Consider the following 12,011-nt stretch of genomic DNA (forward strand, 5'->3'; position numbering starts at 1 on the left):
GTCACTCCGCGAAGGTCAGCAGAAGGTTGAGATGGCGGTCGACCCTTGCCTGCGCTCCGGCAGGAATGGCGAAGGTGGTGTCTTCCTGAACGACCACGGCAGGCCCGTGGAACGTGCTGCCCGGCACCAGGGTCTGCCGGTTGTGGAGGTCGACGGTCTCGACGCTCGCGCCCGTGTAGACGGCAAGACTGCGCGCCGGGATGGCCTGTGCGTCGATCTCGTCGGTCTCAGGGAGGGAGAGCTTCGGCCCCGCGCCCACTGCGGACAGCCGCACGTTCACGAGCTCGATCTCGCCATCAACGTCGTGGAAGTCGTAGAGCTGCTGATGGGTGAGATGGAAGGCCTGCGCGATGGCGGCCGCATCACCATCTGCCAACCATTGCGGCGACAGGACAATCTCGATCTCATAGCTCTGCCCGACATAGCGCATGTCGCAGGAGAAAGTGAGATCCGCGGCCGCGTCGTGCCCCTGCGCCGCAAGCCAGTCGCGCCCCTCTTGCGCCAGCGCCTCAAAGGCCTCGTGAATTCCGGCGAGCGACACGCCCGAGAGCGGGGTGAAGATGGTGCGAATGAAATCCCCCCGCAAATCCGCCACCAGTCCGCCGAGCGCCGACACCACGCCGGGGCGGCGCGGCGCCATCACGCGCTTCATGCCGAGTTCGCGGGCAAGAAAAGCGCCGAGCATCGGCCCGCCACCGCCGAAAGGCATCAGCGTGAAGTCGCGCAAGTCGACGCCGGCGCGCGAGGCGAGCTTCTCGACCTCGACGAACATCTCCGACACCGCGATATCGAGGATCGCCTGCGCGGTCTGCTCGATGGGGCGGCCGAGCCGGGTGGCAAGCTCGCCGACCGCACGATGCGCCAGGCCGGTATCGATTCTGAGCTGGCCATAGGCCATCTCGCTGTGACCGAGCCATCCGCAAACCACCATGGCGTCCGTCACCGTTGGCCTCTCGCCGCCACGGCCGTAGCAGGCCGGTCCCGGCGTCGAACCTGCCGATTCCGGTCCGACCCGCAGCACTCCCTGCGCATCGACACTGGCGATCGAGCCGCCGCCGACTCCGATCGAGCTGACCGACACGGAGGGGATATGGAGCGGAAATTCGCCGATCAGCTCGCCGGTGCCGAACTGCGCCTCGCCGCCGATGATGAGCGCAAAGTCGGCCGAAGTGCCGCCGATGTCGAGGGTAAGAACTTTGTCTTCGCCTGCCTGACGCGCCAGCCACGAGGCACCGATGACACCGGAGGCCGTTCCCGACAAAAGCATATTCACGCAGGCGCGCTTGCCCTCGGCAGCGTTCATCAGTCCGCCATTCGACTTCGTCAGCATCGGACGCGCCGGCACGCCACGGCTCTTCAACCGCTGTTCCAGCGCCGTCAGATAGCCGCAGACGCGCGGATGCACATAGCCGTTGAGGATGGCGGTCGAGCTGCGCTCGTATTCGCGGATGACCGGCCAGACCTCGGCCGAGGAGAAGACGAAGAGGTCGGGCGCAAGACGCGCGATCGTCGCCTTCACTGAAGCTTCCTGAGCGACATTGCGCCAGGAATGGAGGAAGGACACGATGATGCCTTGCGCTCCATTCGCTTTTGCCGCTGCCACCGCCCTTTCCACCGCCGCCATGTCCGGCGCCCGGGATTCGCTCCCATCGGCACGCATGCGGGCCGGAATGCCGAAAACCATGTCGCGCGAGATCAGCGGCTCCGGCCGTGCGCAGAACAGCGAATACATGTCCGGCATGCGCAGCCGCGCCAGCTCGATGACGTCCTCGAAGCCGGCATTGGTGAACAGCGCGAGCGGTGCGCCCTTGCGCTGGATGATCGTGTTGATGCCAACCGTCGTACCGTGCACGAAGCGCGTCATACGGGCAGGATCAAAGCCTTCGCGTTCGGCCAGAAGCGTGAGGCCCGTCATAAGCTCGGCGCCCGGATCCTCCGGCGTCGTCAGCACTTTCAGCGAGGCGACGCGACCGGAGCGGGCTTCGAGCGCGCAGAAGTCGATGAATGTGCCGCCGATATCGACGCCGACCTTCCAGTCGGTTTCGTTCCGCGCCTCGTTGGCCGCGATGACACCATCCATGATGCGTCCCTTCCTGTCTGCCAACCAAAGCTGACACGACAGGATGGCCATGGTCCAAGACGTATGGAGAGGAATGATATAAGTCTTGCTTATGACCTGGCGCCGCCCAGCACGACGGAACAGGCGGCCCGGATCTGGTCGCGCATTATCTCATCGGCCCGCGAGAGAGCGCGTGTGCGTGACGTCAGCAGCGCGATCGGAAATTCCGGCCCATTCGCGAGCGGCCTGACGGCAAGCCCGGCAAACTGGTGCCAGGGCAGCAGCGCGTCGACCAGGGCGACACCCAGGCCGGCCTGGACGAAGCCGACTGCCGAGATGGAAACATCGATTTCGAGCGACGGCGAAAGCGCCAGACCTTGCGCGCGGGCCGCGTGGGCCAACTCGTCGGCGGGGCGGGTGTTTCCGCGATAGGATATCAACTCTTCCCCGGCGAGATCGGCGAGGGTCAACTCGGTTTTTCCGGCCAATGCATGCCCGGCGGGCAGCAGGCAGGCGAAGCCGACGCTGCCGATCACCTCTGCGTCGATATCGGGAGGCAGCCGGTCGTCCAACGCGACGCCGAGGCTGGCATCGCCAGCGCGCAGCATGTCGACGATCGCCGCGATCGGCGCGCTATGGGAACGCAGCAGAATATCGGGATGCTGCGCGCGGAAGCTGGTGAATGCGCGCGGCAAGATAGCCATGGCCGGCGGCGGCGAGGCCGCGACCCGCACCAGCCCCGTCCGGCCCAAACGCAGGTCGGTGGTCTTTCGGCGCAAGCCCTCGAGCCCGGCCGACAGCCTCTCGGCATCGGCGAAGATCTCAAGTGCCTCCGGGGTCGGCCGCAGCCGGCCCTTCACCCGCTCGAACAGCGTGAAGCCGAGTTCATCCTCGGTGTGGAGCAGGATCTGGCTGAGCGCAGGCTGGGAGATGTTCAGCGTCCGCGCCGCGGCGGTCACGGTGCCCGCGCGCATGACGGCGATGAACACTTCGAGCTGACGGGCACGCATTGCCACTCCATAGGCTTAGCTTATGGTTGTTGTCCAAACCCATCTTTGACGCAATGACGCGATGCCGACAAGATCGGCGCCTTCAGGGATTGTTCGCTCCGCGCGAGATGAAGATGACATTTGGTCGAATAGCCATCATCTAGCTCTTTGTTGGAGCATGATCTCCTGGACAAACGGAAACCGTTTGTCCGAGAAAACCGGTTCCCACTTTTCGGGATCATGCTCTAGGGAATAACCATGGATGTGATCGTGCTGGGCGGCGGGCTGATGGGGACGGCTTCGGCCTATTTCCTCGCCCGGCGCGGCGCGCGCGTGACGCTGATCGAGCGCAATCGGGTCGGCACTGGAGCGACAGTCGCCTCCTTCGGCAACATCCGGCGCACGGGACGCCATCTGTCCCAGCTTCCACTCGCCCACCGCTCGCTCCGACTGTGGGGCGAAGCCGAAAAGATGCTTGGCCGCGACGTCGAGTTCCGCGCCACCGGTCATGTCCGGCTGATCTTCGATGAAGGAAGCCTTGCCGACATGCGGGCCTATGCCCAAGCCGCGCAGCCCTGGGGCCTCGAGCTGGAAGAACTCGGGCCACGCGAGATTAGCGCCCGCTTTCCCGGCCTCGGCACCGACGCGATCGCCGCGTCATTTTCTCCGCATGACGGCAGCGGCAATCCGCGGCTGATCGCGCCGGCCTTTGCCGCGGCGGCCCGCAGACTGGGGGCGCAAATCATCGAGGGAGCCGAGGTCGAGAAGATCACCTATGCGGGCTCCGGTTTCCTTATTACCAGTTCGAAGGGCTCATTCGCCTCCGAGTGCCTGCTCAACACCGCCGGAGCCTGGGGCGCGCGCATCGCCGCTGAGTTCGGCGAAGAAGTCCCCCTCGACGCCCGCGGCCCGCAAATGGGCGTGACCGAACCGCTGCCGCATCGGATCCTGCCGGTGGTCGGCATCTGGACGCGCGATAAGGATCATGGCGCCTATCTACGCCAGGTCGAACGGGGCAATATCATCTTCGGCGGCGCGGCCGAAAGGGTCGCGGTGGACCTCGATCCGGGCCACGCGGTCGCCGACCCCACACGCCTCCAGATGCAATTGCGCGCCGTCGCGCGGCTGCTGCCGGCAATCGCGCACGCCACCGTCATCCGCACCTGGTCCGGCTGCGAGGGCTACGTCAGGGACATGCTGCCGGTCATGGGACGCTCGGCGACGACACCCGGCCTGTTCCACGCCTTCGGCTTCAGCGGACACGGCTTCCAGCTTGGTCCGGGAGTGGGCGACGCCATGGCCGAGCTCATCGCGACCGACCGTTGTGAAACGCCACTCGACGATCTCAGGGTCGATCGCTTCGGCCGCGCAGCCTGAAGGGATTGAGCTCACGGTATGTGACCAGGCTCGGCGATAAAATCCCGCCTCGCCGCGTCTCGCGCCAGCGCCTCAACGATTCGCTTCAACAGTTAATCCTTGTGAGGGCCGGCCAAATCGAGAATGGTTTGCACCTCGACGCCATCGGCCGTGAAGAATCGAACTGGGGAGTATTTTTTCTTTCGCGCCATAGTGAGCTCACCAAATGGGTTTGGAATAAAAGCAGCGCAGGGTGCAGCGCGATCACTCCGGTCGCAGCGGGTACCCGATCCAACTCTGCCAAAATGCACTTGCGCTCTTCATTCAGTGTTGTTGATTGCGGTCCCAGTACAGCTGGGTCGCCGTGGCCTTTGGCAATGGCGTTGACCAGCCGCTCGATCTCCCGAGTTAGCTCTTCAAGCCGTCGCTCCAAACGGGTGCGCCTAGCATCGGTGTCGGCTGCCAAGCGCTTCCGTTCTTCGTGGTAGGTCTGGACGTACTGGGCAATCACTTCGGGGTGGCGCAACTCGGCGGTAAGCCCGTTCAGAACTGCAGTTTCGACCGTATCCAAGTAGAAGGTCTTCGGATCAGCGCATATTCCGCTTTCCGTCGCCGATGAACAACGGATGCGAATGCGCTTGGACTTGTCCATGCCTTTTGACGACATTCCCGCACCACAGGCACCGCATCTCAGGAGCCCAGTCAGCATATGCCGTGGTCGACGTTGATAGCATGGATGGGTGATTGCACGCGCCTTCTCGCGTGCTTGTGCTGCGTCGAACAGGTCGGACGAAACAATGGCGAGGTCCGGTACCGCGACCACTCGCCATTCACCCTTGGGATTTGGACGCGAGACACCTTTCCCCGTATCAGGATCCTTGATCATTCTGACCCTGTTCCAGATCAGCCGGCCAGCATAAAGCTCATTGTGAAGCAGCCCCGTCCCTCTCTGCACACTTCCATTGATAGTAGATGCATTCCAGGCTCGGCCACGAGGCGGTGCTATGCGGTCTCTATTTAGATTGTGGGCGATATCACGCGGGGTCTGCCCATCAACATACTCCCTGAAGATACGACGCACGATATCCGCTTCCCGGCGATCAGTCGCTTCCCAGGGTCGCCTAGCACGTAGGAGTAGCCGTAGGTCAATCCACCGGCATGGAGCCCCTTGCTCACTCGGCCGGCCTGACCCCGACGGACTTTGTGAGCGATGTCCTCTCGATAGAGTTGCCCAACAAGCCCGCGAAGTCCGACCAAGACTGTGTTCACTACACCCTCGTGGACGGCACGAATTTCGATGCCAAGAAACGAAAGGCGTTTGTGAATGCCGGCAAGGTCTTCCATATCGCATCATGCCAACAGTTGCCCTCGATAGCCTCCAACCCTAGACCGAGCGCCCATCCGTTCATGCATCACCCAGCGAGGCAGCTAGGGGAGCTCGAGTGCCGCGATCATTTCCTCGCAGGCATCGACCTCATCCTGGCCGGCATTGAAGCGGCCTGTTCGACACTCCAAACATGGGCCAGCTGTCGAAGAGGCTTGCCCGGTTCAGATTTTGCGGACCTGCCGTTCGCCCATACCCTTTGAGATTTCACACGCGTCTTGGTGACCTTCTACGATTGTTCTCCAACAAACGCCGTGTACACGCCGCTTAATTCACGCCGCCGATTGCAGTCCCTATTGTCAATCGCGCCGCTAGTCCGATCCGGAACGTGCCTATCCAGATCCTGCCAGCCACGATCGAGATAGCTACACCGACAGAGACTTTCCCCACAGCTGGGAATAACTTCGCGGCACGTTGCATAGATTTATATAAAGCAGTGCGCGAGTCGGTCGGTCGCCTCTTTGACCGAGGCGCGGGGCGTGGATGGCGAGGCCATCATCGAGCCGCCCTCGCCGGTTGGAACAACAGTAATCGAGGTCTGCGCAGTTCACCTCACGGTGCTCAGTTCTTCGGTAAGCACGCGCTCGTCCGGATCGATCGGACCGAGCTTGCTGACGACCCGAAAGCGACCGCCCTCCGCCCGCGCAATGTACATATTCATTCGAACATGGTGCTGGCCGCGTACCATCTCGGCCGGGCCGCCCGGGCCCTCGTTGATCCGGGCATGATCGAGCGCCGGGATGACCGCGTCGCGCTCAACCGTGCCGGCTTCCCTCACCGCCGCTTCCCACATCCTGATCGCCCGGTAGTGGCCGGTGCAGCCGCTGCCTGCGGTCAACATCGCGCTGCCGGGGAACCGTTCGCTGTAGCGGCGCAACAGCGCGCGACCGAACGGATCGTCGAGTTCCTGATAGTAGTCGAGGCAGCTGTAGAGGCCCTCGATCTGATCGGACGGCACCAGGTTGAGGAAGTTCTCGTCGAAATAGGTGCAGACGATCTTGCCGCCGCGTTTGCCGAAGCCGGCCTTGTGCAGTTCTTCCAGGAACGGCGTCAGACCCGGTGGGACGATCGTATTGAACACCACCTCGGCACCGCTCGCCATGATCTGCTGCACCGTGCGCCGGAAATCGACGGTGTCGAGCGGAAAATACTCCTCGCCGACAATCTCGCCGCCGTTGGCGCGCACAACCCGGCTCGCCGCCTTGTTCAAGAGGTGGGGCCAGATGTAGTCGGCCGACGGCAGATAGAAGCTTTTCGCCCCTGTGGTCTTCATCAGCCACGGTATCAGCGGTTCGACCTGCTGCGCGGGCACCGGACCCGTGCAGAAGATCAAGGGGTCGTTCTCCTGTCCCTCATACTGCTCGGTGTAGATGTAGAGCGTCCGACCCCGGGTTACCGCCTCGCTCTTAATGGCGAGGCGGGTCGAGCTGTAGATGCCGCCCACGACCAGGTCGACCTCGTCGATGTCGATCAGTTTCGCGGCCCTTGCCTTGGCGACGCTGTCGGTGGTCTCGCCATCCTCGACTATAAGCTCAACCGGCCGGCCGAGGAGGCCGCCTTTGGCGTTGATGTCGTCGACAAGTATGGTGGTGAGGTTGGCGTTGGCGATGCCCATGAAGGACAACGGGCCGGTAAGTTCGGCGATGAGGCCGATCTTGATGGGATTCTGGTTCATCTGATCTCTCCGATATTGTGGGGTTCGTCGGGCGCACCGCCGCACGGATGGCAGACGGCGCGCAGCGCGAAGGTCAAGCCTCGTAGTGGCCGAGCAGCAGTGCGGCCTGCGGCTTGCCGACATGGCCGGCTTCCTGCAGGATAGCCGGCACTTCCGGATCCGACACGAAGTTCTTCCAGCCCTCGGCGTCCCAGTCGAAGATCGCCCATACGCGGTCGGGCTCGCTCGGGTCGCGGAATACGGTTGCGCCGTTCGAGCCGTGCAGCCGGCGCTTGTCGGCGCCCTTGGTCGAAAAAATATGGATGAAGTGGTCGACGTCCGCGACCTTGGTCGTTGCGAGAAGCATCTGATTTCCTCCTGTCGGTCGCGGCCACTATCGGTCCGTCGACAGGATCACGATGCGCGCCTCGCGGCCGACGCACATGGGGTGTATTCCCTATGGCTGCGTTTCGCCTGGCCTGACGAGGCCGTGCTCGACCGCATAGAGCGCGGCGGCCGCACGGGTGGCCACGCCGATCTTGGAGTAGACGCTCTGGATATGATGGTCCGCGGTCTTTGGCGAAATGTCGAGCCTGCGCGCCGTTTCCTTCGCCGTCAGGCCGGCGGCGATCAGGCGCAGCACCTCGATCTCCCGCGGCGTCATGCCGGCCAGCGAACGCGGGGGCGGCCGTCGCGACGGCTTTCCGGCGAAGGACAGTACCGCCTCGGTGGCGTCGGGGCAGATGCACCCCTCGCGGACGGCGGCCCGCAACTGCGTCGCCGCCGCCTCGCTGGAGAGCGCCTTGCGATGAGGGCGCTCCTCCCGCGACGTCTGGAACGCTTCGGCGGCGGCCAGGATCCTCGCCGCCGGGGACAGGTCGGAGCCGCCGACCTTGCGGTGATAGCCCGAGCCGTCCAGGCGTTCGTGATGACGCAGCACCATCCCGGCCATGGCGTCGCCGTCGCGGCCGAACGAAGCCAGCGCCCGCTCGCCGTAATAAGCGTGCAACTGTGCCGCGTCGCGCTCGCGGGCGGACAGGGGACCGTTGCGCATCCAGGTGGCCACTGGCACCACCAGTTCGCCGATGTCATGGATGCAGCCCGACCAGCGCAGGGCGCGGATGTCGGGCTCGGGCAGCCCGAGCCGTCGTGCTCCGCCCTCGGCCAGTTCCGACACCATCCGCGAATGGCCCTGCGTGAACGGCATGCGCATGTCGATCATGTCGGCGATGGCGAGGAAAGCTTCGTCGCAAGCCGCCTCGTCCAGCGTCACCGGCGGATCGGGCTCCAGTGCCAAAATGGTCTCGCGATCGACCGTCGCGCCGATGCCCTCCATAAGCGCGGGCGCGTTGGTGGAGACGAGCCGGGCCAGCTCCGCTTCGTAGGCACCATCGCCGCGACTGGCGATGGTTTCGGCCATCGCATCGATGCCAACGGCCTCGCTGAGCGCAATGACATCCTGTGCCAATGTAATCAGGCGCACGGCCGGCAGGACGTCCTCGCCGCTCAGCCCGCGCGGAAGGCCCTTGCCGTCCCAGCGTTCGTATATCTGTCCAAGGTTGCGCCGGATCTCGCCGGACAGGCCGAGCCGCACGCCGATCCGCTGCGCGACCTCGCAATGGGCGGTGAGCACCGGGCGGGCCACAGCGAGCGCCTGCGACATCGCGGCCTCAATCGCCTTGGCCTGCGCATCGGGGTCGAGATCATAGTAAAGCCGCTTGAAGGCCTGCACGAAGACCCTGCCCAGTTCCGCCCGGTTGCCCATGTCGAGACCGACGAGATCCTGGCGGAGCGCGATTTCATCGCCGAAGGTGGCCGACAGAAGGTCGGTGTCGGCATTGCAACCGACATAGCGCAGCATCGACTGGTGGTAGGCATTGCGCCGAACCTCATCGGAAACGCCGGCAAACTCGGCGATCCGCATCGCAAGCACGCAGGACTTCAGCGCAAAATCGCGGGAATGGCCGGTCGCGAGGTCCGATGCATAAGCGAGGACCATCATGAAGTCCGCTCGGCGTATCGAGACTTCTGCCATCGCATACCCCACTCCGCAGATATGCTATCCTAGCGCGCCCCTAACACCAAGGGCAAAAGCCGCGAGCCGGATGTGCATGCTGGAGAGGGCGGGGCAGCGACCGTTTGGGGCAGTCTCCGGGCGATGGGCCTTCAGGCGGCAGATCATAGAGAGGCCCGTTAAAAGGAGGGCTGATCTAAGCGACAGAACCGCGAGGCGGACAGAACGGCTTCTCACACCTGACTTCCATTTTGAGAAGCTTCGTGCTCAGCGAAGGTCAAGGCCCAGCCAACACCGCAATCGGCTGCACCCTCATTGCGGACAGCCCGGATTCAGCTTTCTCGGTCGGGGCCGAATGGGCACCCTCCTGAAGGCTCACAGCTAGATTCGAAAGGGCAAGGCAAGTCTCGCAGGTGCGAGGTCCTTCATACTTGCTCGCGCCTCCCAAGGTCGCAGCAATTACCTCCGCTCCCCACCAATAGAGACGTGCCCCTTCCCGCCCAAGCCTTGAACGCGGCGGTGTGGGGCGTCGTTACCGGTTCGTGACAATTGACGCTTGGATGTCCCGGCCATCGGGTATTTTCCTGTGAAAGGCCGCAGGACGACTTGACGGACTCGCCGCTAGGTCTAATTTGGTGATCGTTCTCATGTGCCTAGCCCGTCCTTCCCTGTGGCTTGGGTGCATCAACGGCGGTGATTGGGAAAATCACCGCCGTTTGGATTCGAGGCCCATCGCAATCAACAAAGCAACTGGTCTTGCACACGCTCACTTCCGGGGCGGTGCTTTGTCAGCGCTGGCATCCACTCGATTCTTGCTGAAATTCCGGCTAGCTTGGCGACAGATGACTCAGTTCTGGTCGGAGAATCACAATCAGACCGCCCGTCAAGAGATTGATGGGCAGCACCTTTGGCCCCCCAAGACCGAGGACAATGGCGCACGAAGTGCGTCCCACAACAGATATGGGCCGAGCGACGCCTGGCGACCAACCAATTGGCTATATGGGCAGAATAGCGGAATTCGCCTTGACCGCTTCCAACCGATGGAGTTCGGAGACACCGGAACTTTTTGGAAGCAAGAGGGATGATTTCTGCCGATCTTTTGGATACCACATTCCCCTTCATCCCTCCCAAAACGACAACAGGGAGTCTCGGCCCGCAAGGCTATATTCGCTACCCGTCAAGTTTCGGAGTTAGACAATCGGAAGGCCGGTCTGACAGGCATTCCACAGAAGTAGTACATTATTGAAATGGCGACCTCATATTTCAAAGCCAAGATGGTTTCGAAGCCGGCGCGTCGCTCACGGTCCCTCAAGGCGAGAATTCTAAGAGACGTTCAACAATGACCCAGCACGCAGAAAACGCTCGAATTCTCATGTACAGCCACGACACGTTCGGGCTTGGCCACTTGCAGCGCTGCCGAACAATCGCGCATTCGCTGGTCGAGGACTTCCGCGGACTTCAGGTGCTTATCATTTCGGGTGCGACTATCGCTGGCGCGTTCGACTACCGAGCCCGTGTCGACTTCGTGAAGATCCCCAGCGTCATCAAGTTGCGCAACGGCGAATACACCTCGCTGGAAAAGGATATCGATCTGCATGAGACGCTGAGAATGCGCCAGTCGATCATCCGCCACACAGCCGAGACCTTCCGGCCGGATATCTTCATCGTCGACAAAGAACCGCTCGGCCTGCGCGGTGAGATTGAGGATACTCTGTCCTACCTCAAGACGCGTGGCACCACGCTGGTGCTTGGCCTGCGCGAGGTGATGGATGCGCCGCACCTGCTCGAGGCAGAGTGGGCGCGCAGGGATGTGATGCGCAAGATTGGCCTGTTCTACGACAAGGTCTGGGTCTACGGCCCGCCGGATTTCTACGATCCGCTGACCGGCCTGGATGTGCCGCCGGCTGTCAGGGCAAAGATGAGTTTCGTCGGTTTCCTGCAACGAAGCTTGCAGCGCAACGAGTTGCCCGGCCACCGGCCCGAGGGCGATTATATCCTGGTCACCACCGGTGGCGGCGGCGACGGTGCCGAATTGATTCACGACGTCATCGATGTCTATCAGCAGGATCCGCAACTGCAGCACAGGGCGCTGATCGTGCTTGGGCCTTACATGCCGGCCCGCAAGCGCAACAAGCTGCTCAAAAAGGGGGCCAAGATCCCCTACATCAAGATGATCGAGTTCGACAACCGCATGGAAGACCTGATTGCCGGCGCCAAGGCGGTGGTGGCCATGGGCGGTTACAACACCTATTGCGAGATATTGTCTTTCGACAAGCCGGCGCTGATCGTGCCGCGCATCGAGCCACGCCAGGAACAACTGATTCGCGCTCGGCGCGCAGCCGAACTCGGCCTCATCGAGCTGCTTTTGCCGCACGAAGCCAAGGACTCCCAGCGATTCGCCGATGCACTAGTGGCGCTGCCGGAGCGGTCCCGCCCCTCACAGAGTAACCCGCATCTGACGCTGGAAGGGCTGCCTCACATTTCCGAGATTGTCGCGGAATTGCTCGACCGGCGGGCCGGCCATCACCTTTCTGTCGTTGAAGGAACGAACTGAC

Annotated in this window: 9 protein-coding genes; 3 read left to right on the plus strand and 6 right to left on the minus strand. The window is 62.9% G+C overall.

Annotated features, from left to right (window positions below):
- Nucleotide 1 precedes the first annotated feature (1 nt).
- Together FJ492_RS13420 and FJ492_RS13425 are read right to left on the minus strand one after the other, a co-directional pair.
- Nucleotides 2-2,080, minus strand: coding sequence for a hydantoinase/oxoprolinase family protein (locus FJ492_RS13420; protein ID WP_140770301.1), 2,079 nt, complete (start codon nucleotides 2,078-2,080; stop codon nucleotides 2-4).
- Between the two features lie 89 nt (nucleotides 2,081-2,169).
- The gene (locus tag FJ492_RS13425) at nucleotides 2,170-3,069 is read right to left on the minus strand and encodes a LysR family transcriptional regulator (RefSeq protein WP_140770303.1); all 900 of its coding nucleotides are present in this window, start codon (nucleotides 3,067-3,069) and stop codon (nucleotides 2,170-2,172) included.
- A 237-nt stretch (nucleotides 3,070-3,306) separates the two neighbouring features.
- Here FJ492_RS13425 and FJ492_RS13430 point away from each other — a divergent pair, with 237 nt between their 5' ends.
- Entirely contained in the window at nucleotides 3,307-4,425 is a 1,119-nt protein-coding gene (locus tag FJ492_RS13430; RefSeq protein ID WP_140770305.1) for an FAD-binding oxidoreductase, read from the plus strand.
- 85 nt (nucleotides 4,426-4,510) lie between these two features.
- Here the strand turns inward: FJ492_RS13430 and FJ492_RS13435 are convergent, their stop codons facing one another.
- Nucleotides 4,511-5,485, minus strand: a complete 975-nt coding sequence (locus FJ492_RS13435) for a recombinase family protein (RefSeq protein ID WP_246676018.1) — start codon at nucleotides 5,483-5,485, stop codon at nucleotides 4,511-4,513.
- A 122-nt stretch (nucleotides 5,486-5,607) separates the two neighbouring features.
- Between FJ492_RS13435 and FJ492_RS29220 the strand changes: the two genes are divergently transcribed.
- Entirely contained in the window at nucleotides 5,608-5,991 is a 384-nt protein-coding gene (locus FJ492_RS29220) for a hypothetical protein (RefSeq protein ID WP_246676019.1), read from the plus strand.
- Nucleotides 5,992-6,335: 344 nt separating this feature from the next.
- On the opposite strand, the gene FJ492_RS13440 is transcribed toward FJ492_RS29220, so the two are convergent.
- From FJ492_RS13440 to FJ492_RS13450, 3 genes are all read right to left on the minus strand, one after another.
- On the minus strand, nucleotides 6,336-7,463 hold the full coding sequence (locus FJ492_RS13440) for a substrate-binding protein (RefSeq protein WP_140770307.1): 1,128 nt from the start codon (nucleotides 7,461-7,463) through the stop codon (nucleotides 6,336-6,338).
- A gap of 73 nt (nucleotides 7,464-7,536) precedes the next feature.
- Nucleotides 7,537-7,809, minus strand: coding sequence for a hypothetical protein (locus FJ492_RS13445; RefSeq protein ID WP_140504443.1), 273 nt, complete (start codon nucleotides 7,807-7,809; stop codon nucleotides 7,537-7,539).
- A 90-nt stretch (nucleotides 7,810-7,899) separates the two neighbouring features.
- Nucleotides 7,900-9,477 (minus strand): HD domain-containing phosphohydrolase, encoded by a 1,578-nt coding sequence (locus tag FJ492_RS13450; RefSeq protein ID WP_140770309.1) that lies wholly within the window; start codon nucleotides 9,475-9,477, stop codon nucleotides 7,900-7,902.
- Between the two features lie 1,318 nt (nucleotides 9,478-10,795).
- Here FJ492_RS13450 and FJ492_RS13455 point away from each other — a divergent pair.
- Nucleotides 10,796-12,010 carry a glycosyltransferase family protein gene (locus FJ492_RS13455; protein ID WP_140717511.1) on the plus strand — a complete coding sequence of 405 codons (1,215 nt, stop codon included), beginning with the start codon at nucleotides 10,796-10,798 and terminating at the stop codon, nucleotides 12,008-12,010.
- Nucleotide 12,011 lies beyond the last annotated feature (1 nt).

The sequence above is a fragment of the Mesorhizobium sp. B2-5-4 genome (genome assembly GCF_006441095.1).
In the GTDB taxonomy this organism is placed as follows: domain Bacteria; phylum Pseudomonadota; class Alphaproteobacteria; order Rhizobiales; family Rhizobiaceae; genus Mesorhizobium; species Mesorhizobium salmacidum.